This is a genomic window from Saccharothrix sp. CB00851, assembly GCF_001905065.1.
Taxonomy (GTDB): Bacteria; Actinomycetota; Actinomycetes; order Mycobacteriales; family Pseudonocardiaceae; genus Actinosynnema.
This window is the reverse complement of sequence record NZ_LWLC01000012.1, coordinates 232,339-255,450: the sequence shown is the minus strand read 5'-3', so window position 1 is coordinate 255,450 and position 23,112 is coordinate 232,339. Positions and strand designations below refer to the sequence as shown.

Genomic DNA, 23,112 nt, shown 5'->3' with positions numbered 1-23,112 from the left:
ACACTTTGCTACACGAACAACCGTTTCGGCAGGAGCCAGGTCAGGCGGTCCGAGCGGAGCACGGCCAGTGGACCCACAACGGCCAGCAGGAGGACGTAGCCGGCGACGAATGGTGCGACGCGGGAGTCCAGGCCGGCGGCCACCGCCATCGCGGCGAGGACCAGGGAGAACTCGCCGCGCGTCAGCACGGTCAGGCCGATGTCGACGGCCTGCTGCCGGTCGAACGAGTGCAGCTTGGCGGCGAACAGGCCGGCACCCAGGTTCAGCACGATCGTCACCCCGACGGCCGCCAGGATCGGCAGCACGACGGTACCCACGGCACCGGGGTCGATGCTCAGCCCGAAGATGAAGAAGAACAGCGCCCCGAACGCGTCCCGCAGCGGCAGGACGAGCTTGTGCACGCGCGGTGCGACGCCGGAGCCTCCCAGGACCGCGCCGACCATGAACGCGCCGATCGCGTCGGACACCCCGAGCTCGTGCGCCAGAGCCGCACCCGTCACCGCCACGCCGACGAAGCACACGACCAGCAGCTCGTCGTCCGCCGAGCGGAACAGCCTGGTCACCACCCCGCCGCCCCAGCGCGCGATCGCGGCCAGGACCAGCAGGAACACGAACGCCTTGCCGAAGTCCACCAGCGCGGACACGCCGGACGTGCCGCTGAGCACGGGCTGCAGCACGGCCAGGTACAGGGCGAGGAACACGTCCTCGATCACGATGATGCCCATCACCAGCCGTGACTCGGGATTGCGCAGCCGCCGGGCCTCGACCAGCAGTTTCGTCACGATCGCGGACGACGAGATGCCGATCGCGCCGGCGATCACCAGCGCCTCGCGCGTGCCCCACCCCAGCGCGAACCCGAACGCGAGCCCGCCGCCGATGTTGAGCACCAGGTACCCGGTGCCCGCCAGGGCGAGCCGACGCCCGCCGGACACCAAGTCGTCCACGGAGAACTCAAGGCCGAGGTAGAACAGCAGGAACACCAGGCCGAGACTGGACAGCACACCCATCTCGCCCGGGTCGTCCACAAGCGACAGTCCGGGTGTGTTGGGCCCGAACAGGATGCCCGCCACCATGAACAGCGGGATCGTGGGCAGTCCGATCCGGACTCCCGCGCGGGCGATGACACCGGCGGCCAGGAACGCACCGCCGACCGCGAGCAACGCGTGGCCTGTGTTCATCGGTCCTCCAGCACGATCGCCACCGGCGCCGCGGTCAACACGGTCGAGACCGTACCGGCGACCAGCCCGATCAGCAGCGCGGTGGAGAAGTCGGCCAGCGAGCCGTCACCGAGCACCAGCAGCGCGGCCAGCACGAACAGCACGCCGATACCCGTGTTCACCGTCCGCGGCAGGGTTTGCAGCACCGCGGAACTCATCACATCGGGGAACGGCGCCCGCGTCCGCCGCAGCTCGCGCACCCGGTCGAACACCACCACCGAGTCGTTCACCGAGTACCCGATCACGGTGAGCAGCGCGGCCAGGAACACCGCGTCGGCCGTCTTGCCCAGCCACGCGAACGCGCCGACCAGCACGACCACGTCCGTGACCAGCGCGACCACGGTGGCCACGCCGAGCCGCCAGTCGAACCGCACGGCGAGGTAGACCAGCTGCGCGGCCACCGCGATGGCCAGCGCGATCAGCGCGTTGCGGCGCAGCTCCGAGCCGAGGCTGGGGCCGATCAGCTCGTTGCTGAGCTGCTCGGCGCCACCGGTCGCGCGGTCGACGGCCTCACCGACCCGCACGGCCGCGGCCGAGTCGATCGGGCCGGTGCGCACCGAGATGCCGTCGGAGCCCGAGGTCACCACGACCGCGTCGGCGAACCCGGCGCTCGCCAGTTCCGCCCGCACCCGACCGGTGTCCACCGAAGACGCGGTGAACTCCAGCACCCGACCGCCGGTGAACTCGACGCCCAGCTCCAGCCCGCGCACGAGCAGGCCGCCGATGGCCGCGAGCAGCACGAGACCGGCGGCGAGCAGCCAGCGCCGAGGCCGCCGGAACAGCGTGAGGCCGCGCGAGGTGAGCCACGTGCGCACGCGTCCCAAGGTGTGCAGCCCGCTCCACCCGGACCGCCGGTCCAGCAACGGCATGACCAGCTGCAACAGCACCCGGCTCAGCACCAACGCGCTGAACAGCGACGCCAGCACACCGATCGACAGCGTGACGCCGAACCCCTTCACCGGCCCGGTGGCCAGCCAGAACAACAGGCCCGCGGCCAGCAGCGTGGTCACGTTCGAGTCGGCGACCGCGCTCAACGCGCCGCGGAAACCCTGGTCCACCGACCGGGACAGGCGCTTGCGCCGCGCGAACTCCTCCCGCGACCGCTCGAACACCAGCACGTTCGCGTCCACCGCCATGCCGATGGCCAGCACGAACCCGGCCAGTCCCGGCAACGTCAGCGTGGCGCCGATCGCCAGCATCGCGGCGTACGCGAGGGCCGCGTAACCGCCCAGCGCCAGCACCGCCACGAGCCCGGCCAGCCGGTACACGAACACCAGGAACAACCCGGTCAGCGCCACGCCGATGATCGCCGCCCGCGCGCTGGCCTCGATCGCCTCCGCGCCGAGCGTCGGCCCGACGGTCCGCTGCTCCACCACCTCGACCGGCACGGGCAGCGCGCCGGACCGGATCACCAGCGCCAGCTCCTGGGCCTCGGCCTGGCTGAACCGCCCGGTGATCGACGTGCTGCCGCCGATCATGCCCGTGCCGCACACCACCGACGGATCCACCTGCGGCGCGGACACGACTTCGCCGTCCAGCACGAACGCCACCCGCCGCTTCGGGTCGCCCGGCGGTGAGCACGCGGCCTCGGCGGTCACCCGCTGCCACGCCCGCGGTGCGTCGCCCTGGAAGTCGACGCCGACCAGGTAGCCGACGCCCTGGGTGTTGGGCGTGGCGCGGGCGTCCTCGATGCCCTCGCCGGTCATCACGACCTCGCCGAGGCCGACCGCGTCACCTTCGGGCGTGGGTACGTCGCCGGGCCCGGTCACCGGCTGCACGCGCAGCTGCGCCGTGCGGCCGAGCACTTCGATGGCCTCGGTCGGGTCCTGCACGCCGGGCAGTTCCACCACGATGCGGTGGTCTCCGGACCGGGCCAGCACGGGTTCGGCCACGCCGAGTTCGTCGACCCGGCGGCGCAGCACCTCCATCGCCCGGTCGGTGGCGTCGGAGGTGGCCTCGGACGGTGTTTCGAGCACGATCTGGGTGCCGCCGCGCAGGTCGAGCCCGAGGCGGGGTTGGACGGTGAGCAGGGTGAACGTGGACGCGGCGAGCACGCCGAGGGCTAGCAGCCCGCGGACGAGTAGCGCTCGCCGCGCGCTGGGGCGCGGCATGGTGAAGGGACCTCCGGCTGAGGTGAACGGGGTGCGGTTCAGCTACCGGGGGTCGGGGGCGGTGCGCGTTCGCCGAGCGGGGTCTGGCCGTTGCGCTCGGGGGTGCGGTGGGTCGGGTCGACGACGTGCACCCGCACCGGTGGCGCGGGTGGGACGTGCACGGCGGGCTGGACGCCGTCCAGCGGCTGGCCCACGTGCACCTGCACGGGGTGCACCGCGTTCGTGCCGCGGGTGGCCGTGCCGGGCAGGTGGGTGGCGTCGACGGTCGAGGAGACGGCGACCACGTCGACGGGGGCGCTCGGGCCGGGTCCGGACACCACGAAACCCGCGATCAACGCCAGGATCGCGAGCAGCGTGCGCCGGGTCATCGGCCTCCTTCCCGGCGTCCAGGTTAGCGACCGCCGCCGAGCACGACGACGGCTCCGCCGGTCAGCGCGCACAGCCAGGCGACCACGAGCGGCTGCATCGTCGTGGCGCCGAGCAGGAGCGCGACCGACCAGCCGGCCAGGATCACCGCCGACAGCCCGAACATCGTCGCCACGATCGCGACCTTCGGCCGGTGCACGGGCAGGCGCAGCAACGCCCGTCGCACCCCGCGCCGCGCCTTGAGCAGCAGCAGTCCCACGACCGCCAGGCAGGCGAGCACCAGCAGGCCGGAGAACGCGCCGAGCAGCGGCGTCGGCTTCGGCATGCCCGCCAGCAGCAGCACCAGGCCGCCCGCGACGAGCAGCGCGGCCAACCGGGACAACGCGGGCCACACCAGCACGTGCGCGGCGTGCAGCGCTTCGCCGGACGGTGGCGGGATCGGTGCGCCGCCGCGCTTTCGCCGCACGGTGGCGAGGTTCGCGCGCACGTCGTCGGCGTCGGGGTCGAGGCGCAGCGCGGTGCGGTAGGCGCGTTCCGCGGTGCCCCAGTCGCGCACGCGCAGCGCGGCGTCGCCGAGCACCTGGAACGCGCGGGCCTCCGTCGGCGCGAGGTGCGCGGCCTCGCGGGCGACCTCCACGGCCTCCCGTCGACCTTCGGGGCTGTTGGCCAGCACTTCGGCCAGCACCACCTGGCAACGCCAGTCGCCGGGCTTGCGGCGCGCGCACTCCCGGGCCGCGACCACCGCTTCGGGGTGCCGGCCGAGTTCGCTCAACGCCAACGCGGTCAGCCGCTGGGCCCACACCGGGTCGCCGTCGAGGACCAAAGCTCGCTTCGCGGCGTTCAGGGCCGGGTCGGGTTCACCCGCGTCGAGGTACGCGGCGGCCAGGCGGCACCACGCCTCGCCGTGCAGGGGGTTGACCACCAGGGCCGGCTGGAGCAGTTCGATCGCCTTGCGCGGCAACCCGCGCGCGGTCAGCTCGGCGGCGCGCACCAGGACCGCGGCGATCGACTCGGACATGGCCCACAGTGTCGCAGTCCGAACAAGCCTCCTCCATCGGGTGACGGGCCGCCCCCTCGACCACGGCCCGTCACCCGATACCCCCTCAGGCGACGGCCAGCTCGCGCACCGCCCGGTGCGCGTCCTCCAGCGAGGCGACCGCGTGGTCGCGGAACTGGGCCAGGTGCGGCATGACGCCGGCCAGCGTCATCTCGGCGTGCACGAACTCCAGGTGCTCGCCCATGCCCAGCGTGCCGAACACGGCCCGCAGGTACGGCTCTTGGAAGTCGAACGAGTGCCGGGGCGTGCCGGGTGCGTAGGAGCCGCCCCGCGCGGTCACGACCACGACCCGCGTGCCGGTCAGCACGCCTTCACCGGTCTCCTGGTCGGCGAACAGCTCCGGCACCGCGATCCAGTCGAGCCAGGCCTTGAGGCTCGACGGCACGCCGTAGTTGTACATCGGCACGCCGAGCAGCACGGTGTCCGCCGCCTTCACCTCCGCGACCAGCCGCTGCTCCAGCGGCCGGTCGCCGTCGGCCTCCCGGACGGCCAGCACCTCGGGGTCGATGTGCGGCAACGGGTCGGCGGCCAGGTCCCGGTACGTGTACCCGCCGTCCGGGTGCGCCGACCGCCACGCCTCCGCGAACGCCCCGGTGACCTCGCGTGACACCGAACCCTCGAACCGCAGGCTGGTGTCGAGGTGGAGCAGTTCCGCCATAGTTCCTCCCAAGAAGTTCTTGATTGAGAACATACGACTAGAGGTATTCCGAGTCAAGATGTTCTGACCCGAGAATATCTCGCGCCTCGCGTATGATCGGGCCATGGATCTCGCCCCTGACCTCGGCTGCACCAGCCGTGCGGGCCTGAACTGGCTGCTGCACCGCGCGGCGCAGAAGCTCGGCACGGTCGCGCAGGAAGCGGCGGTGCGGCACGGCATCACCACCCGGGGGCAGATCGTGCTGACCGCGTTGGTCAGCGAGGAGTTCCAGCGCACCCAGCTCGCGCTCGGCCACGCGCTCGGCGTCGACAAGACCACGCTCACCGCGGAGCTGGACCGGTTGGAACGAGCGGGTCTGATCGTGCGCAAGCCGGATCCGAACGACCGGCGCGTGCGCGTGCCGATGATCACCGAGCAGGGCCGGGCCGTCCAAGGCGCGGTCGAGGCGCTGCACGTCGAGGTGGAGCGCGAGTTCACCGCCGAACTCACGCCCGAGGAAGCCCACACCCTGCGCGTGCTGCTGGAACGCCTGATCGCGACCGGTCACGGCCCCGACAGCGGCTCCTGCCTCTGACGCAGCTGGTCCGGCGTCAACTCGGCCCGTGCGTCGACCAAGAGCTGCAACGCCTCGCCGTCGTCCCACTGGTTGACGTTCATCGCCGCCTGGACGCGCCCGTCGCGCAGCCAGAACGCGGTGAACTCGCGGGCGTCCACGTCACCTTGCGAGCCGCGGCGGCGACCTCGCAGCCGATCCACCCGGCACCGACGATCACCACCTCGACGCCGTCGGTCAGCTCCCGCGCAACGCCAGCGAGTCCTCCACCGTGCGCAACACCCGCAGCCCTGGGAGTTCTCCGCCCGGCACGGCCAGTCGACGCGGTGTCGAGCCGGTCGCGAGGATCAGCCGATCGTACGAATGCGTTGCGCCGGTGGAGTCCTCGACCGACCGCCCGGCGACGTCCAGGCGGACGATCTCGACCCCGAGACGCAGCTCGACGTGGCGGTCGGCGTAGAAATCGGGCTCGTGCACGCGGTTCGGCTCGTCGGCGTCACCGAGCAGCACCTGCTTGGACAGCGCCGGAAGCTCGTACGGCTGGTGCCTCTCCCGACCGAAGAGGACGAGATCACCGGCGTAACCCCGGTCGCGCAACGCACCCGCCGCGGCGGCGCCGGCCAGACCCGAGCCGATTATCACGATCCGTTGCGGTTCAGCCATTTTTCTCACCCTTCCAGGTGACTGCGACGACAGCCGCATGCGACGCTAGCGACAGCTCGGCACGGTCGCCCGACGGATGTCCCGTCATGGCACCAACCCGCGTGCGTCTCCTCCTCGCGAGCGCCCGGATTGGTCCGAGCACCCCGTGTGGAGACAGCTGGAGGTTGGGGGCCGTGAGCACAGGCAAGGAGTGGCAGATCTCGTGCCGCGACATCGCGTCACGTCGCCGTGACATGACCGTTTTCGTCAGCCAGGGCCACGTCGTGGTGACCGTGCCGCCGGGTGAGGCGGCCGTGCTGACGCCACTGGAGGTGGGCCGCCTGCGCGCGGCTTTGCGCGACGCGGTGGTGAACGCCTCCGGCACCCCGGAAAACTGATCACCAGCGTTCCGATTTCGGACCGCACTCTTCCTACTCACGGGTAGGTAGTGTCAGTATCGGGGTCGTGAGTACCTACTTCGTCACCGGCGCGACGGGTTTCCTCGGCAGGCGCCTGGTCGCCGAGCTCCTCCGGCGACCGGACTGCGAACGGGTGTTCGCGCTGGTCAGACCACAGTCGGCGGACAAGCTGGCCCGGCACGACAAGCTGACCGCGGTACTCGGCGACCTCGGCTCACCGATCGACGCCGACCGGGTCGACCACGTCGTCCACCTGGCCGCCGTCTACGACTTCACCGCGTCCGCGGACGAGCACCACGCCGTCAACGTCGAGGGCACGCGGCGGGTCGTGGAGTACGCCGAGCGCACCGGCTCGGGGCTGCTGCACCACGTGTCGTCCATCGCGGTCGCGGGTGACCACCGCGGCCCGTTCACCGAGGACGACTTCGACCTCGGCCAGCACCTGCCCTCGCCGTACCACGCGACCAAGCACGCCGCCGAGAAGATCGTCCGCGACCAGGGCGCAGTGCCGTGGCGGGTGTACCGGCCCGGCGCGGTGGTCGGCGACTCGCGCACCGGCGAGATCGACAAGGTCGACGGGCCCTACTACTTCTTCCCGGCACTGGCCGCGCTCGCCCGCCTGCCGCGCCTGCTGCCGCTGGTCGCGCCACACTTCGGCGCCGTGAACCTGGTCCCGGTCGACTACGTGGTGGCGGCGCTGCTGGAGCTGATCCACGCCGACGTGCCCGCCGGCGGCACGTTCCACCTCACCGCGCGCCGCTCGCTTCCGCTGGACGCCGTCTACAACGCGCTGGCCGACGCCACCGGCGCGCCCAAGGTCCGCCTCACCGTGCCGCTGCCGCTGCCCGCCGCGCCGACCAGCGCGATCGTCACCGGCGTGCTCACCGAGCTGGGCATCCCGCCGCAGGTCGTGCCCCACCTCGCGGTGCGCGCCGAGTTCGACTCCACCGCCACCCGCACGGTCACCGGCCTGGAACCGCCCGACTTCACCACCTACGCACACACCGTGTGGCGATACTGGGCGGATCACCTCGACCCGTTGCGCGCCGCCCGCAAGCACGGCCTGGCCGGGCGCACCGTGCTGATCACCGGCGCGTCGTCGGGCATCGGCGCGGCCACCGCGCTCGCCGTGGCCCGCCGCAAGGCCGTGCCGCTGCTCGTCGCACGCCGGGCCGACGAGTTGGAGAACGTCGCCGAGCGGATCCGCGCCGAGGGCGGCACGGCGCACGCCTACCCGTGCGACCTGACCGACGCCGAAGCCGTCGGCGCGCTGCTCAAGCAGGTGCTCGCCGAGCACGACGGCGTGGACATGCTGGTCAACAACGCGGGCCGGTCGATCCGGCGCAGCGTGCACCTGAGCGTGGACCGGTTGCACGACTACGAGCGCACCATGGCGTTGAACTACTTCGCACCGCTGCGGCTGGTCCTGGGCCTGCTGCCGCACATGAGAGAACGGCGGTTCGGGCACATCGTGAACATCTCCAGCATGGGCGTGCAGCTGAACACGCCCCGGTTCTCCGCCTACCTGGCCTCGAAGAGCGCGCTCGACGCGTTCAGCCGGGTGGCGGCCAGTGAGTCCGTCGCCGACGGTGTGACGTTCACCTCGGTGCGGATGCCGCTGGTGCGCACGCCCATGATCGGGCCGACGAAGGTCTACGACGGGTTCCCGGCGGCGACGCCCGAGCGTGCCGCGCAGTGGGTGGTGCACGCGCTGGAACGCCGTCCCGAAGAGGTCGACCGGCCGTTCGGGGTGCTGGCCGAACTCGCCCGCAAGACCGCGCCGAAGCAGGTGCGGTCGCTGCTGCACCTGGCGTACCGGGCGATGCCGGAGCGGGGCGCCCCGCGCACGTCGCCGCTGGCCGCCGTCGCCGCCGGGGTCACCCGCCTGGTCCTGCGGGCGACGCGGTGAACCGGGTCCTGGGAGCGCTGCGCGCGTTGGTGACGCTGGTGCGCGCCGGTGTCGTGCGGCCGATGGGTCCGGGCAGGCTGCTCGGCGTGGTGGACGCCTACCTGCAGTGGGACATCACGGTGGCGTTCGGCTTTGCCCACGGCGCGGCGCGCCACCCCGACCGGCCGGCCATCATCGACGACGCGGGCACGCTCACCTACGCCCAGGTCGACGAGCGCACCACCCGGCTCGCGCACGGCCTGCACGACTTGGGCGTGCGCGCCGGTTCGAAGGTTGCGGTGCTGTGCCGCAACCACCGGGGTTTCGTGGAGACCGTGGCCGCGTGCGTGAAGCTCGGCGCGCACACCGTGCTGCTCAACACCGGGCTCAGCGCGTCCCAGATCGCCGTGGTGCTGCGCGAGCAGGACGTGTCCGTGGTCGTCGCCGACACGGAGTTCCGCGACCTGCTGGCCAACGCGCCGCGCAAGGTGCGCCGGGTGATGGCGTGGGTCGACGGCACCACCAAGAGCAAGACGCTGGACCAGCTGATCGCGGGCTCCCCCGCCACCCCGCTGCCGAAGCGTCCGCCGCGCGGCCGGATGATCGTGCTGACGTCGGGCACCACGGGCGCGCCCAAGGGCGCCAAGCGGCCGGAACCGGCGAGCCTCACGCCCGCCGCCGCGCTGCTGTCGCGCATCCCGCTCAAGGCGGGCGACCGGTTCTCCGTGCCCGCGCCCCTGTTCCACACCTGGGGCCTGGCCGCGTTCCAGATCGGGCTCGTGCTGGGTGCGACGTTCGTGCTGCGCCGCAAGTTCGACCCGGCGCTCGTGCTCGCCGACGCGCGTCAGCACGGCAGCGACGCGCTGTTCGTCGTTCCCGTGATGCTGCAACGCGTGCTGGAGCTGACCGGGCGCCCGCACCTGCCGCGGCTGCGGGTGATCGCGTCCAGCGGCTCGGCGCTGCCGCCACCGGTGGCCCGGCGGTGCCTGGCGGAGTTCGGTCCCGTGCTCTACAACCTCTACGGCTCCACCGAGGTGTCCTGGGTGAGCATCGCCCGGCCCGACGAGCTGGTCAGGCGCCCCGACACGGCGGGCGTGCCGCCGCACGGCACCCGGCTGGCGATCCTGGACGACGACGGCAACCCGGTGCCCGCCGGCACCACCGGCCGGATCTTCGTGGCCAACGACATGCTGTTCGACGGCTACACCAACGGCGCGAACAAGGAGGTCCGCGACGGCCTCATGGCGACCGGCGACGTCGGCTACCGCGACGGCGACGGCCTGCTGTTCGTGGCGGGCCGGGACGACGAGATGATCATCTCCGGCGGTGAGAACGTGTACCCGCGCGAGGTCGAGGACCTGCTGGCGGGCCTGGCCGGGGTGCGCGAGGTGGCCGTGGTCGGCGTGCCGGACGAGCAGTTCGGCCAACGGCTCGCCGCGTACGTCGTGTGCGAGGAACCGGGCGTGCTGGACGAGGACGCGGTGCGCGAGCACGTGCGCGGCAACCTGGCCAAGTTCTCCGTGCCGCGCGAGGTCGTCTTCCTCGACGCCCTGCCCCGCAACGCGACCGGGAAGGTGCTCAAGCGCGAGTTGGGGTGAGTACGCTCGCCAGCCGGGGGGCAACGATGACGATTCCCGTCCAGCGAGCGGCCGATCCGCGTGAGGCCGCGGTGTCCAACCTGCGCGAGGCGCGGCTGGCGTTGGACGAGGGCCGTCCCGGTGACGCGCTGGAGGCCGCGGAGAAGGCGCTGGCCGCGTTCTCCTGGCTGGACGACGCCGAGGGCGTGGCGCACAGCGTGCTGGCCCAGTCCGTGGCGCTGGGCAAGCGCGGCCTGCTGCCGGGCGCGCTGGACACCATCGACCGGGTGCGGGCGATCGCGGTGGCCAACCGGCACGTCGGGTTGCAGGCGTGGTGCGGCTTCGCGCAGGCCGTGGTGGAGCTGCGGCTGGACTCGCGGGAGCGGTCGCTGCACTCGTTGGCGCGGGCGCTGGGCCTGGCCGAGCTGACCAAGGACGTCGAGCTGATCGGCTCGATCCTGTTCGAGCAGGCCAACGTGCTGCGCACGCAGTACCACGAGCACTGCCTGGTGCGCACGGCGGCGAGCCGGTGCAGCCCGGACGGCGAACCGTGCACGCGCAAGCTCCGGCGCGCGGAGGCGCTGTGCGCGCAGGTCCGGGACCGGTGGAAGCACCTCGACCAGCCGTGGCGGATGGCCCGGCTGAACCTGCTGCTCACGCACGTGCGGCTGGACCTGGGCGAGGTGGAACGGGCGCTGCGCTCGTGCCGGCGGGCCGACCGGCTGCTCGACGAGCAGGACCGGCCCGTGCTGCGGGCCGAGCTGCTGATGGCGTGGGCCCGGATCAACGGCGTGCGCGGCCGGCACGACGACCAGGTGCGGCTGCTGACCCGTGCGGCGGAGCTGGCGATGGGCGTGCTCGCGCGGGAGGTCGCGGTGCGGGCGCACGGCGCGTTGAGCGTGGCGCACGAGCGGGCCGGGAAGCTGGACTCGGCGCTGCGACACGCCCGGTCCCAGTTGGAGCAGTACCGGCTGTGGGAGCTGCAGGAAGGCCGCGACCTGCTGCGGATGCGCGAGCACGACCTGTCCGCGCGGCTGGTGGACCAGTTGGCCGAGCGGACGTTCGGGCCGCACCGGGAGCACCGGTCGGCGCCGGACCCGCTGCGCAGTTCGGCCACCGCCGAACAGGACAACCGGCGGATCGCGCGGGCGTTGCGGTCCGGGCTGACCAAGCGCGGTATCGAGGTGCTGCGGCGGGTCGCGGCAGGTGGGAGCACCGCTGACATCGCGGCCGAGCTGTCGCTGTCGCCGAAGACCGTGCAGAACCACCTCCAGCGCATCTACCGGACGATCGGCGTGCGCGACCGGGCGGGCGCGGCGGTGTGGTGGGTGGACCTCGACGAGGAAACGCGGGGACGGGTCGTGATCGACTGAGTCACTTCCGGGTTTTCGGCTCGTTACCGTAGTGGTGGGATGTCCCCGACGATCGGGGCGACCGCTCCGGGGGTATTGCCTAGTGGGCAGAGGCAGAAGTGGGTGGTGACCGTGACAACCCGTCTGTGCGATGCTCCGCTTGGACGCTTCCGGGCGTCACCCGCGGATCTGGTCCGGCTCCCCCCTGCCGACGAAGCCGCGACGATCGAACGGAGTTCGACGATGGTTGTGCACTCCCTGCACAAGATCATGGCTGCGCTCGTCATCTGCGCCGGTCTCGCGGTCGTCGTCGGCGTGCCCGCCGCTGTGGCCGTCCAGGGCGAGAGCACCCACGCGAGGGTGTTCCAGGCGCCGTACGCACCGCAGCCGTAACCGGTCGGTGACGGGGCCGGGTTCGCGCGCACGCGGGCTCGGCCTTGAGGCACAGTGGACGGCGTGAGCAACGAAGTGTTGCGCCTGCGTGCGCCGCGGCACCAGGTGAGCCGCAAGTCGATCACCCTCTGGACCCTGCACGCGCTGATCGGCTGGGCGGTGCTGCTGGTGCCGCAGCTGGTCGTGCTGATCTTCGCCGCCTCGCCGTGGCAGGTCGCCGCCGCCGTCGCGACGCTCGTGCTCGGCACCGCGCACACGCTGGTGATGCCGCGCTGGCGGTACCGGGTGCACCGCTGGGAGGCCACCCCGGACGCGGTGTACACGCTGGCGGGCTGGCTCAACCAGGAGTGGCGGATCGCGCCGGTCTCGCGCATCCAGACCGTGGACACCAAGCGCGGTCCCCTGCAGCAGCTGCTCGGGCTGTCCACGGTCACCGTGACCACGGCCTCGGCCGCCGGTCCCGTGCTCATCGAGGGCCTCGAACACGAAGACGCGGTGCGGCTGGCCGACGAGCTCACCACCACCACGCAGGCCACGCCGGGTGATGCGACGTGACCACGGACCTGCCCGCCGCGCCCGAGTACGCCGAACCGGTGGTGGACTGGCACCGGCTGGACGTGCGGATGCTCATCGTGCGGCCGTTGAACGAGCTGATCGGCCTGGTCCCGCTGTTCGTCGGCCTGCTGGTGCTCGGCCGTGGTGAGACGTGGCGGATCCTGGTCAGCGTCGGCGTGATCGCCGCGATCGTGCTGTTCGGCCTGCTGCGCTGGATCACCACCCGGTACCGGATCACCACCGAGCAGGTCGAGCTGCACACCGGTCTGCTGGTGCGCAAGCGCCTGGCCGTGCCGCGCGACCGGATCCGCACCGTCGACCTGACCGCGAAGCTCGGGCACCGGCTGTTCGGGCTGTCCGCGATCCGGGTCGGTACCGGGCAGCGCGACCAGCCGGGCGAGGACGGGTTGACGCTGGACGCGGTGTCGTCGGCCGAGGCGGAACGGCTGCGCGTGCTGCTGCTCACCATCGCCAAGACCGAGGCCCCGGCGGCGGCCGAGGAGCGGCCCGGGGTCGTGCTGTCCGAATGGGACAACCGGTGGCTGCGGTACGCGCCGTTGACGCTGTCCGGTCTGGTGGCCGCCGGTGCGCTGTTCGGGTTCGTGATGAACTTCGCGCGGGAGCTCGACATCGAGGTGTTGGAGCCGATGACCGAGGCCGCGCACTGGGTGGTGGCACAGCCGCTCGGGCTGACCGTCGCGGTGTTCGCTGGTGTCGTGCTGCTGGTCGCGACGTTCGGCTCGGTGCTGGTGTACGTGGTGCAGTTCTGGGGCTACCGGCTGACCCGCGAGCCGGACGACACGGTCCGCGTGCGCCGCGGCCTGCTCACCACGCGTTCGGTTTCCGTTGCCGAGCAACGGCTCCGCGGCGTGGAACTGGTCGAGCCGCTGCTGTTGCGCGCCGGGCGGGGTGCGCACGCCAAGACCGTGACGACCGGTCTGGGCCGCAAGGGCGAGAGCAACCTGCTGCTGCCACCCGCGCCGGTCGCCGAGGCGCACCGCGTGTCCGCGGAGGTGCTACGGCACCCCACCGGCAGTACCGCGGACTCGCCGACGCGGACGCCGTTGCGCCGGCACCCGCCTGCCGCCCTGCGCCGCCGGATGGTGCGCGCCGTGGCACCGCTGCTGGTGCTCGCGGCGGTCCTGGCGTGGTTCGCACCGAACTGGACGTGGCAGGTCGTCCTGGCACTGGTCCCGTTCTCCGCCGCCCTGGGCTGGGACCGCTACCGCTCGCTCGGCCACGCGCTGACCGACCGCCACCTGCTCGCCCGCGCGGGCTCGGCGATCCGGGAAACCGTGGCGCTGCAACGGACCGGCATCATCGGCTGGCGGATCTCCCGCTCGTTCTTCCAGCGCCGCGCGGGCCTGGTCACCGTCACCGCCACCACCGCTGCGGGCGACGGCGCGTACCACGTGATCGACGTGGGCGAGTCCGCCGGCCTGGCGTTCGCCGACGAAGCCGTCCCGGACCTGCTGCGCCCGTTCCTGGAGCCCGGACCACCCGAATGATCCGCGCACCTGCTCACCGGCGTTTGCGAGAAGTGCCGAAGAGCCCGCGGGTGATCTCACGGCCCAGCGCGCTCGCGGCCGAGCGGAGGAACGACTTGACGGCGGTGTTGCCGAGCACCTGGGCCACCACGCCCGGTTCCTCGCGCTCGGCACGCCGTTCGGAAGGCTCGGCGGGTGGTGCCTGCTCCTGGTCGGGTGGGGGTGCGACCTTCGCCGTCAGCTTCTCGTACGCCGACTCGCGGTCCACCGTTTCGGCGTACTTGCCGTGCAGCTCGGACGTCTCGGCGGCTTGCTCGATCGCGTCCGGCCCGATGGTGTCCATCAAGGACCGCGGCGCGCGCATCCTCGTCCACGCGACCGGCGTCGGCGCACCCTTCTCGCTCAGCACCGTCACCACCGCCTCGCCGATCCCCAACGACGTCAACGCCTCGTCCAGCTCGTAGTGCGGCGTCGTCGGGTACGTCTTCACCGCCTTCGCCAGCGCCGCCTGGTCCTCGGGCGTGAACGCCCGCAACGCGTGCTGCACCCGTGCGCCCAGCTGCGACAGCACGGCGTTCGGCACGTCGGTCGGCAGCTGCGTGCAGAAGAACACACCGACACCCTTGGACCGGATCAGCTTCACCGTCTGCGTGATCCGCTCCAGGAACGCCTTCGACGCGTCGGCGAACAGCAGGTGCGCCTCGTCGAAGAAGAACACGAGCTTCGGCTGGTCCAGGTCACCCTCCTCGGGCAGCACCTCGAACAGCTCCGCCAGCAGCCACATCAGGAACGTCGAGAACAGCGCCGGCTTGGCCTGCAGCTCCGCCAGCTCCAGCAGCGACACCACACCGCGACCGCCGTCCACCCGCATCAGGTCGAGCGGGTCCAGTTCCGGCTCGCCGAAGAACGTGTCACCGCCCTGCGCCTCCAGGTTCACCAGCGACCGCAGGATCACCCCCGCCGTGGCCGACGACACACCGCCCAGGCCCTTCAGGTCCTGCTTGCCCTCGTCGGACGTGAGGTGCGTGATCACCGACCGGAGGTCCTTGATGTCCACCAACGGCAGCCCGCGCGAGTCCGCCCAGTGGAAGATCAGCCCGAGCGTCGACTCCTGGGTGTCGTTGAGCCCGAGCACCTTCGCCAGCAGGATCGGCCCGAAGCTGGTGACGGTCGCCCGCACCGGCACCGCCGCCCCGCCCGTGCCCAGGGACAGGAACTGCGCCGGGCACGCCGCCGGCTGCCAGTCGTCACCCGTCTCGGCGGCCCGCGCGGTGACCCGCTCACCGCCCTCGCCCGGCCGGGACAGACCGGACAGGTCGCCCTTCACGTCCGCCATCACCACGGGCACGCCCGCCGCCGACAGCTGCTCCGCGATCAGCTGCAGCGTCTTCGTCTTGCCGGTGCCGGTGGCACCCGCGACCAGGCCGTGCCGGTTCAGCGTGGCCAGCGGGAGCCGCACGCGCGCGGTCGGCTCCACCTCGCCGTCGACCAGCACGGCGCCGAGTTCGATGGCCGCGCCCTCCGAGGCGTAGCCGGCAGCGATGTCGCTCTGGGCCGTCATTGCGATGAGCGTAATGAGATTGGAAGGGGCCGCCACCCGAAGCGACGCGGGGCCGGCGCGACCGGGCGACTAGGCTCGCGCGGGTGATGGATCGCTTGGTGTGGATCGACTGCGAGATGACCGGCCTCGACCTGGGCAAGGACGCCTTGATCGAGATCGCGGCGCTGGTGACGGACGCGGAGCTGAACGTGCTCGGCGAAGGCGTCGACGTGGTGATCCACGCCGACGACACCGCGCTCGACTCGATGCCGGACGTCGTCATGCAGATGCACGCCAAGTCCGGGCTCACCGAGGAGGTGCGGCGGTCCACCGTGACGCTCGCCGACGCCGAGGCGCAGGTGCTGGCCTACATCAAGCAGTGGGTGCCGGACCCGCGCACCGCTCCCCTGGCGGGCAACTCGATCGCCACCGACCGCGGGTTCATCGCCCGTGACATGCCCGAGCTCGACGCCCACCTGCACTACCGGATGGTCGACGTGTCGTCGATCAAGGAGCTGTGCCGGCGGTGGTACCCGCGCATCTACTACGCGCAGCCGGGCAAGGGCCTGGCGCACCGCGCGCTCGCCGACATCAAGGAGTCGATCCGCGAGCTGGCGTACTACCGGCGCACGGCGTTCGTGCCGCAGCCAGGGCCGACGTCGGAGCAGGCGCAGGCCGTCGCCGCCGAGCTGCTGGCCGACGAGGGCCTGAAATAGGGTCGATTTCAGACCCGGCGGTAGGGCACTGTATGCTTCATCCGCCGGGTCAGCCGGTCTTGGTGGGTGTAGCTCAGCTGGCAGAGCACTGGGTTGTGATCCCAGGTGTCGCGGGTTCAAGTCCCGTCACTCACCCCAAGCGGAACGCCCCTCGACGCCCGAGTCGAGGGGCGTCTTCTTTTGCCCTGGAGTCGTCGTGAGCGCCACCCTCGTCGCGAAAGACCTGGCCGCCGGGCACGGCGACCGCGTGCTGTTCTCCGAGCTGGACCTCGTCGTCGCGCCCGGTGACGTGATCGGGCTGGTCGGCGCCAACGGCGCGGGCAAGTCCACGTTGCTGCGGACCCTCGCGGGCCTGCTGCCCGCCGAGCAGGGTGTGATCCGCCTCTCACCCACGACCGCGACGGTCGGCCACCTGCCGCAGGAGCCGGACCGGCGTCCGGGCGAGACGGTCCGGGCGTTCCTGGCCCGCCGCACGGGCGTGGCGGCGGCGCAGGTCGAGCTGGACCGGGCGACCGAGGCGCTGGCCTCCGGGTCGGGTGACGACGGCTACTCCGACGCGTTGGAGCGGTGGCTCGCGCTGGGCGGCGCCGACCTGGAGGAACGGTCCCTGGAGGTGGCTGCCGAGCTGGGGCTGGAGGTCTCGCTCGACCTGCCGATGACGGCGCTGTCGGGCGGCCAGGCGGCTCGCGTGGGCATGGCGTCGTTGCTGCTGAGCAGGTACGACGTGTTCCTGCTCGACGAGCCGACCAACGACCTCGACCTGGACGGCCTGGCCCGGCTGGAGCGGTTCGTGACGGGGCTGCGAGCGGGCGTCGTAGTGGTGTCGCACGACCGCGAGTTCCTGGCCCGCACGGTGACGCGGGTGGTGGAGTTGGACCTGGCGCAGCAGCAGGTCAGCTCCTACGGCGGCGGCTACGAGTCGTACCTGGAGGAGCGTGAGATCGCCCGCAGGCACGCGCGGGAGGAGTACGAGGAGTACGCGTCCACGCGGGCGTCGTTGGAGGAGCGCGCTCGGGCGCAGCGGGCGTGGATGGAGAAGGGCGTGAAGAACGCCCGCCGCAAGGCGCCCGACAACGACAAGGTGGGACGCAAGTTCCGCACCGAGGCGACCGAGAAGCAGGCGTCCAAGGCGCGGCAGACCGAGCGGCTGATCGAACGGCTGGACGTGGTCGAGGAGCCGCGCAAGGAGTGGGAGCTGCGGATGGAGATCGCCGCCGCGCCCCGGTCCGGTGCCGTGGTGGCGGTGCTGCGGTCGGCGGTGGTGACGCGGGGGTCGTTCACCTTGGGGCCGGTCGACGTGCAGGTGGACTGGGCCGACCGGATCGCCATCACCGGCGCCAACGGGTCGGGCAAGTCGACGTTGCTGGCGGCGCTGCTGGGCCGCGTCCCGTTGGCCTCCGGGTCGTCGTCCCTGGGTTCCGGCGTGGTCGTGGGCGAGATCGACCAGGCCCGCGGCCTGTTCCTCGGCGACGAGCCGCTGCTGGACGCCTTCGGTGCCGCCGTGCCCGACCTCGTGCCCGCCGACGTGCGCACGTTGCTGGCGAAGTTCGGGCTGAAGGCGGCGCACGTACTGCGGACCGCCGCTTCCCTCTCCCCCGGTGAACGCACGCGTGCCGCGTTGGCGCTGCTCCAGGCACGCGGGGTGAACCTGCTGGTGCTGGACGAGCCGACGAACCACCTGGACCTGCCCGCGATCGAACAGCTGGAGTCCGCGCTGGACTCCTACACCGGCACGTTGCTGCTGGTCACGCACGACCGGCGGATGTCGGACGCGGTGCGGACGACCCGCCGCCTGGTGGTGGCGGCGGGTCGGGTGTCAGAGCTCTAGCGTCAGCGGTTGCCCTTGATCCACTGGTCCCACGGGATCTGCCAGTCGCCGAAGCCGTCCCAGGACTCCAGCACCGGGCCGCCGGAGTTGGTGACGATGACGACGTCGCCCTGCTTGGAGTTGTCGAACACCCACTTGGCGTTCTCGGGCGAGAGGTTCAGGCAGCCGTGGCTGACGTTGCGCCTGCCCTGGTCGCCGATCGACCACGGCGCGCTGTGGAAGAAGATGCCCGAGTTGGACATCCGGTAGGCCCAGTCGACGGGCGTCACGTAGCCGCCCGCCTCCAGCGACAGGCCGTACGTGCGGGAGTCCATCACCATGTGGGCGTGCTTCTCCATGAGCACGTAGGTGCCCGTGGGGGTCGGGTTCTGCGCGTCGCCCATCGACGTCGGCATGGTGCGCACGACCTGGCCGTTCACCTTGGTGACGACCTGGTGGGTCTGGCCGTCGGCCTCGTGGATGACCGCGTCGCCGATGGTGGTGTTGATCAGGCGGTCTTCCTCGCCGTAGATGCCGTTGCCCACGTGCTTGCCGTAGATCTTGGCGTTGATGGTGATCTTGGTGCCGGGCGTCCAGTAGGCCTGGGGGCGCCAGTGCACGGTCTTCTCGTCGAACCAGTAGAACGCACCCTCGACGCGCGGCTGGGTGGTGATGGAGATCATCGCCTCGGCGGCGGCCTTGTCCGCGATCGGCTCGTCGAAGTAGAAGGCGAGCGGCTGGCCGACGCCGACCGTCGTGCCGTCCTGCGGGTTGACCGAGAGGTACGTCAGCGTGCGCGGCTTGACGGTGGTGAAGGTGGAGGTCTTGGTGACGGCCTTGCCGTCCGCGCCTTCGCCCGTCACGGACAGCGTGTAGGTCTTCTGGTAGCCCAGCGGTTCGGTGTTGGTCCACTGCAGACCGTCGGGGCTCACCTGACCGGCCACGACCTTGCCCTCGGGGTTGGTCAACGAGACCGACGTGATCTTGCCGTCGGTGGCCGTGGCCACGACCGGCACACCGGGCTGGACGTCGACCGCCGCGTCCGCCGGGCCCGTGCTCAGCGTCACGGGCTTCGGCGGCGGTGTGGACGACGTGGTGGTGGAGGTCTCACCGGCGGCGGCCTCGGTCGAGGCGGAGCCGGACGAACAACTTGTGATCAACGCCGCGACCAACCCGATCGCGACGATCCCCAGCGCTCTGCGCGCCCCCCGCTTGCGGTACATCCCCGTCCTCCGCTTCGTCCCCAGAACGCCGTGACAGCCCGCCACAGGAGTCCGCTGGCGTCCCCTGACAAGGTGACGCCCAGAGGGTTGACGATGTTGCCCGAGATGCTGGATCGTTACGAAGGCGAAGTTCCCCCTGCACCAGGGCGGCACACCGGCCCTGACCAGGCGATTGGGAGCTGGGAGAGGCGCTGTGCTAATGTTCTTCGCGTCGGACAGAGCAAGAGAGTCCGAGCGCCGCTAGCTCAACTGGCAGAGCAGCTGACTCTTAATCAGCGGGTTCGGGGTTCGAGTCCCTGGCGGCGCACAACACAAAGAGCCAGGTCGGCATTCCGCCGACCTGGCTCTTTGCTATTTCCGCCACTTTCCGCGGCGGCCTCGCCAATGCCGTCGGACACCTGCTGCGCGATTCACGTCACATTTGTCGCCGGATCGCGCTCACCCGAAGGCGAGCGCGATCCGGCGGCCCGCCAGCAATCGGGTCCGCCGCACGTCCGCGTCGATGACGGCCTCGGCGTTGCGGTCCAGGCGGTGGTAGGACTTGGCCAGCAGCCAGTGCGCGGCCTCGGCCCCTATCGGGGTCAGCGGGCCCTGTTCGGCCAGGCGGCGGCGGGCAGTGGTGACGTCACGGGTCACGAAGGCGGTGCGGACCTCGCCGCCGGCCAACTCGTCGATCAGGAACACCATGGCGTGCTCGTCGGCGGCGAACCGGTACGTGCAGATCAGGGCCAGGTAGCCGGCATCGAGCGAACGGTCGCAGATCCAGGCGCCGCCGACGGCCAGGGCGGGACCCGCGGGGGTGACGGCGCTCGCCGCCCACTCGCGCGGGCGGCCGGTGAGCACGGCGGCCAGGACGCGCAGCAGGGCGTGGTTGCGGCGGCTCGGCAGCGACACGGCGTGCTCGATCAGGCCCGCCCAGAACTCCTCGTCCGGGCCGATGTCAGCGACCGCGCTGCTGACCGTCAGCTCGGCCTCCAACGGGTCGAGCAGTTGCGGCAGGGCGCGGCAGCGGTGGACGACCTGTCGTTGCGCCGTGGTCAGCGGCGTCCCCTGTGGACGGTGCACCACCACGATCGGCCGCCGCTTCGGCGACTGCGTCTTCCGGCTCACCGCGCGAGGCTGGCACGTCGGGGCGCGTGCGGGCGGCAACGCGCACCGGCTGCGCCGACACCACACCCGAAAGGGGACAATCGGCAGTCGTGGACTCCCTGTGCGAGGCGTTGTGGCGGGCCGCGGCGAACCGCCGGGCCCGGCTGCCGCGCACCTCCTCCCTCCCACCGGCCGAAGTGGACGACGCGGTGCAGGCGGTGCTGAGGCGCGCCTTCGAGCACCTGTGGGAGCACGGCTGGCTGCCGTACGACGTGTACGAGGTCGTACGGCGTAACGAGGACGAGCGCGCGCTGTCGTTCCTCGTCGACTCGCTGGCGCTGGAGGCGTCCCGCTACCCCGCGCTGCACCCGCGCTGGCGCGAGCAGTTGGCGGAGATCGAGGCGACGGTCTGGTGGGACGTCGACCAGCCGCACGTCGACCAGTGGGCGAGCAGGCACATCGAGCTGCGCGACGACGCCGTGGCCGCCGCGGTGGCGGTGCTGGCGGTGCTGATCACGTTGCCGGGACTGCCGGTGATCGTGCCCAAGCCCGGGTCGCCGCTGGCCGCGGTCGACCACCACCACGTGGACCCGAAGATCCTCAACCGGGTGCGGGGGCTGCTGGCCAAGGCCGAGTCGACCGCGTTCCCGGACGAGGCCGAGGCGCTGTCGGCGAAGGCGCAGGAGTTGGTGACGCGGTACGCGTTGGAGCGGATGCCCCTCGACGCGCCGACCACGACGTCACGCCGGTTGTGGCTGGACAAGCGGTACTTCGACGGCAAGGCGCAGGTCGTGCACGTGGTCGCGGAGGCGAACCGCTGCCGGGCCGTGGTGTACGACCTGGGTTTCGTGGCGCTGGTCGGCGAGGAGCTCGACCTGGAGATCGTGGAGCTGCTGTCGGCGTCGTTGCTGGTGCAGGCGACGCGGGCGATGGTCGCGGCGGGTGAGAAGGCGCGCAAGGGCGACGAGGAGCGGTCGGCGGTGTTCCGCAAGTCGTTCCTGCTGTCCTACGCGCACCGGATCGGCGAACGGCTGCGTGCGGCGAACGAGGTGCCCGAGGACGACCGGCTGCTGCCCGTGCTGGCGGAGCGGAAGAAGGCGGTGGAGGAGTACTTCGGCGCGATGTTCAGCCGGACCGTGGCCAAGACGACCCCGGTGCGCAGCGCGGCGGGGTGGGACGCGGGTCGTTCGGCGGCGGACCGGGCCAACCTGTCGATCACCTGACCCGCGGTTTCACCTGAACTGTCGGTGCCCGTCCGTACCCTCTGCGTCATGACCACCGCGATGGAAGTGCGCAGGCTGTTCAACGTCACGCAGGAGACCCGGTTCCACTTCAACCACTGGTACAGCAGGCGCAAGCACGTCGTGGCGCACGTGATGGCGCACGAGTCCGTCGCCGTCCACCGGATCACCGTCGATGAGGTCGAGGCCGCGTGCCGCAGCGCGCCGCGACCGGGTCCGACCGACGTGCCGGAGATCCGGGACTGGCGGCCCGATTTCGCCGTCACGCACGTGGCGCACCACGTGGTCGAGGCGCTGGGTCGATTACCGGGTTGGCCTGAGTTCCGCGAGTTCTGCGAGGCGGACGAGCGGGCGCGGGCGATGTTGTGGACGCCGGCTCGTGAGGTGATCGCCGAGGTCGGGGCGGCGGGGCGGGAGGCGGTGCGCAACCGGGTCGTGTCCGACTTCCTGGGGTTCCTGCGGGACGTGTACGTGCTCGCGGTGCTGCGCGGGCACGGGCTGGACGTGCGGGTGCACCCGTTGGCGGACACGGTGTTCCGGGTGGACGCGTGGGTGGAGCGGCTGATCCTCAACCCGCGCGGCGGTCGGCAGCGGTCGGAGGAGTTGCTGGTGCACGCGATGCCGCCGTTCTTCTTCGCGGACTTGGGGGTGAGCGAGTACACGCGGGTGGGTGCGGCCGTGCTGCCGGCGCGGGCACAGCTGGACCGTGCGGCGCGGCGGTTGCGGGACGTGCTGCACCCGGCGTGAGGCCGCGTCCGGCGTGCGCGGCGGGGTGCCATCATGGCCGGGTGCCGAACCTGGAGACGACGGACGACGTCCGCGCCCGGATGAGCAAGCAGCGTTCCCGTGACACGGGCATCGAGGTGGCGTTGCGGCGTGAACTGCACCGGCTGGGGCTGCGCTACCGGGTGCACCAGCGGCCGGTGCGCGCGGTCCGGCGTGAGGCGGACGTGGTGTTCGGGCCGGCCAAGGTGGCGGTGTTCGTGGACGGGTGCTTCTGGCACGGCTGCCCGGAGCACGGCACGTGGCCCAAGCGCAACGGCGAGTTCTGGCGGACCAAGATCGAGGCGAACCGGGAGCGTGACGCGAACACCGACCAGGTGCTGGCGGAGGCGGGGTGGCTCGCGGTGCGGGTGTGGGAGCACGAGGACCCGACCGACGCGGCGAGTCGGGTGCGGACCACGGTCCTGCGGCGGCGCGGTCGGCTAGCCTGAGCCCGTG

23 protein-coding genes and 2 tRNA genes are annotated in these 23,112 nt (G+C 71.8%); 15 read left to right on the top strand and 10 right to left on the bottom strand.

The features are described from left to right. Nucleotides 1–8: 8 nt before the first annotated feature. From A6A25_RS13880 to A6A25_RS13860, 5 genes are all read right to left on the bottom strand, one after another. On the bottom strand, nucleotides 9–1,178 hold the full coding sequence (locus A6A25_RS13880; RefSeq protein ID WP_073889276.1) for a cation:proton antiporter: 1,170 nt from the start codon (nucleotides 1,176–1,178) through the stop codon (nucleotides 9–11). Continuing rightward, on the bottom strand, nucleotides 1,175–3,328 hold the full coding sequence (gene secD, locus A6A25_RS13875; protein WP_073889273.1) for a protein translocase subunit SecD: 2,154 nt from the start codon (nucleotides 3,326–3,328) through the stop codon (nucleotides 1,175–1,177). The genes A6A25_RS13880 and secD overlap by 4 nt, the downstream gene beginning before the upstream one ends. Before the next feature lie 38 nt (nucleotides 3,329–3,366). Continuing rightward, nucleotides 3,367–3,696, bottom strand: a complete 330-nt coding sequence (locus A6A25_RS13870) for a hypothetical protein (RefSeq protein WP_073889270.1) — start codon at nucleotides 3,694–3,696, stop codon at nucleotides 3,367–3,369. A 23-nt stretch (nucleotides 3,697–3,719) separates the two neighbouring features. Next, nucleotides 3,720–4,712 carry a tetratricopeptide repeat protein gene (locus A6A25_RS13865; RefSeq protein ID WP_073889267.1) on the bottom strand — a complete coding sequence of 331 codons (993 nt, stop codon included), beginning with the start codon at nucleotides 4,710–4,712 and terminating at the stop codon, nucleotides 3,720–3,722. Between the two features lie 85 nt (nucleotides 4,713–4,797). Beyond that, entirely contained in the window at nucleotides 4,798–5,409 is a 612-nt protein-coding gene (locus A6A25_RS13860; protein WP_073889264.1) for an FMN-dependent NADH-azoreductase, read from the bottom strand. 103 nt (nucleotides 5,410–5,512) lie between these two features. Between A6A25_RS13860 and A6A25_RS13855 the strand changes: the two genes are divergently transcribed. Beyond that, on the top strand, nucleotides 5,513–5,983 hold the full coding sequence (locus A6A25_RS13855; RefSeq protein WP_073889261.1) for a MarR family winged helix-turn-helix transcriptional regulator: 471 nt from the start codon (nucleotides 5,513–5,515) through the stop codon (nucleotides 5,981–5,983). Here the strand turns inward: A6A25_RS13855 and A6A25_RS45460 are convergent. Further along, a complete protein-coding gene (locus A6A25_RS45460) occupies nucleotides 5,953–6,123 on the bottom strand; it encodes an oxidoreductase C-terminal domain-containing protein (protein WP_241828662.1) in 171 nt (56 codons plus the stop codon). The two genes, A6A25_RS13855 and A6A25_RS45460, sit on opposite strands and share 31 nt — an antisense overlap. A 76-nt stretch (nucleotides 6,124–6,199) precedes the next feature. Beyond that, nucleotides 6,200–6,625, bottom strand: a complete 426-nt coding sequence (locus tag A6A25_RS45455) for an FAD-dependent oxidoreductase (protein WP_073889258.1) — start codon at nucleotides 6,623–6,625, stop codon at nucleotides 6,200–6,202. A 173-nt stretch (nucleotides 6,626–6,798) separates the two neighbouring features. On the opposite strand from A6A25_RS45455, the gene A6A25_RS13840 reads away from it, so the two are divergent. The 7 genes from A6A25_RS13840 to A6A25_RS13815 all read left to right on the top strand — a co-directional run bounded on the left by A6A25_RS13840 (nucleotide 6,799) and on the right by A6A25_RS13815 (nucleotide 14,296). Then, complete coding sequence (locus tag A6A25_RS13840) at nucleotides 6,799–7,002, top strand: hypothetical protein (RefSeq protein WP_053722955.1); 204 nt, start codon at nucleotides 6,799–6,801, stop codon at nucleotides 7,000–7,002. A gap of 67 nt (nucleotides 7,003–7,069) precedes the next feature. Then, entirely contained in the window at nucleotides 7,070–8,932 is a 1,863-nt protein-coding gene (locus A6A25_RS13835) for an SDR family oxidoreductase (protein ID WP_073889255.1), read from the top strand. After that, nucleotides 8,929–10,509 (top strand): AMP-binding protein, encoded by a 1,581-nt coding sequence (locus tag A6A25_RS13830; RefSeq protein ID WP_241828660.1) that lies wholly within the window; start codon nucleotides 8,929–8,931, stop codon nucleotides 10,507–10,509. Before A6A25_RS13835 ends, A6A25_RS13830 begins: the two co-directional genes overlap by 4 nt. A 26-nt stretch (nucleotides 10,510–10,535) precedes the next feature. Further along, a complete protein-coding gene (locus A6A25_RS13825) occupies nucleotides 10,536–11,861 on the top strand; it encodes a helix-turn-helix transcriptional regulator (protein ID WP_073889252.1) in 1,326 nt (441 codons plus the stop codon). Between the two features lie 222 nt (nucleotides 11,862–12,083). Further along, on the top strand, nucleotides 12,084–12,233 hold the full coding sequence (locus A6A25_RS44010) for a hypothetical protein (RefSeq protein ID WP_158073731.1): 150 nt from the start codon (nucleotides 12,084–12,086) through the stop codon (nucleotides 12,231–12,233). Between the two features lie 63 nt (nucleotides 12,234–12,296). Beyond that, on the top strand, nucleotides 12,297–12,788 hold the full coding sequence (locus A6A25_RS13820; protein ID WP_241828658.1) for a PH domain-containing protein: 492 nt from the start codon (nucleotides 12,297–12,299) through the stop codon (nucleotides 12,786–12,788). A 68-nt stretch (nucleotides 12,789–12,856) separates the two neighbouring features. After that, on the top strand, nucleotides 12,857–14,296 hold the full coding sequence (locus A6A25_RS13815; protein ID WP_143193169.1) for a PH domain-containing protein: 1,440 nt from the start codon (nucleotides 12,857–12,859) through the stop codon (nucleotides 14,294–14,296). A 13-nt stretch (nucleotides 14,297–14,309) separates the two neighbouring features. On the opposite strand, the gene A6A25_RS13810 is transcribed toward A6A25_RS13815, so the two are convergent. Next, nucleotides 14,310–15,836, bottom strand: coding sequence for a helicase HerA-like domain-containing protein (locus A6A25_RS13810; protein WP_073889244.1), 1,527 nt, complete (start codon nucleotides 15,834–15,836; stop codon nucleotides 14,310–14,312). Nucleotides 15,837–15,919: 83 nt separating this feature from the next. On the opposite strand from A6A25_RS13810, the gene orn reads away from it, so the two are divergent. The 3 genes from orn to A6A25_RS13795 all read left to right on the top strand — a co-directional run bounded on the left by orn (nucleotide 15,920) and on the right by A6A25_RS13795 (nucleotide 18,359). Further along, the gene (gene orn, locus A6A25_RS13805; RefSeq protein WP_073889240.1) at nucleotides 15,920–16,531 is read left to right on the top strand and encodes an oligoribonuclease; all 612 of its coding nucleotides are present in this window, start codon (nucleotides 15,920–15,922) and stop codon (nucleotides 16,529–16,531) included. 62 nt (nucleotides 16,532–16,593) lie between these two features. Then, nucleotides 16,594–16,669, top strand: a tRNA-His gene (locus A6A25_RS13800). Nucleotides 16,670–16,727: 58 nt separating this feature from the next. Next, complete coding sequence (locus A6A25_RS13795) at nucleotides 16,728–18,359, top strand: ABC-F family ATP-binding cassette domain-containing protein (protein ID WP_073889238.1); 1,632 nt, start codon at nucleotides 16,728–16,730, stop codon at nucleotides 18,357–18,359. Between the two features lie 2 nt (nucleotides 18,360–18,361). Here the strand turns inward: A6A25_RS13795 and A6A25_RS13790 are convergent, their stop codons facing one another. Next, nucleotides 18,362–19,561, bottom strand: a complete 1,200-nt coding sequence (locus A6A25_RS13790) for a L,D-transpeptidase (protein ID WP_073889235.1) — start codon at nucleotides 19,559–19,561, stop codon at nucleotides 18,362–18,364. Nucleotides 19,562–19,795: 234 nt separating this feature from the next. On the opposite strand from A6A25_RS13790, the gene A6A25_RS13785 reads away from it, so the two are divergent. Then, nucleotides 19,796–19,868, top strand: a tRNA-Lys gene (locus A6A25_RS13785). 131 nt (nucleotides 19,869–19,999) lie between these two features. Here the strand turns inward: A6A25_RS13785 and A6A25_RS13780 are convergent. After that, nucleotides 20,000–20,671: a hypothetical protein gene (locus tag A6A25_RS13780; RefSeq protein WP_241828654.1), complete on the bottom strand. Its 672-nt coding sequence runs from the start codon at nucleotides 20,669–20,671 to the stop codon at nucleotides 20,000–20,002. 89 nt (nucleotides 20,672–20,760) lie between these two features. On the opposite strand from A6A25_RS13780, the gene A6A25_RS13775 reads away from it, so the two are divergent. From A6A25_RS13775 to A6A25_RS13765, 3 genes are all read left to right on the top strand, one after another. Continuing rightward, nucleotides 20,761–21,873 (top strand): DUF2786 domain-containing protein, encoded by a 1,113-nt coding sequence (locus A6A25_RS13775; protein WP_083668311.1) that lies wholly within the window; start codon nucleotides 20,761–20,763, stop codon nucleotides 21,871–21,873. Nucleotides 21,874–21,921: 48 nt separating this feature from the next. Further along, nucleotides 21,922–22,638 carry a hypothetical protein gene (locus A6A25_RS13770; protein ID WP_073889225.1) on the top strand — a complete coding sequence of 239 codons (717 nt, stop codon included), beginning with the start codon at nucleotides 21,922–21,924 and terminating at the stop codon, nucleotides 22,636–22,638. An 80-nt stretch (nucleotides 22,639–22,718) separates the two neighbouring features. Then, nucleotides 22,719–23,105: a very short patch repair endonuclease gene (locus A6A25_RS13765; protein WP_073889992.1), complete on the top strand. Its 387-nt coding sequence runs from the start codon at nucleotides 22,719–22,721 to the stop codon at nucleotides 23,103–23,105. Nucleotides 23,106–23,112: the final 7 nt, after the last annotated feature.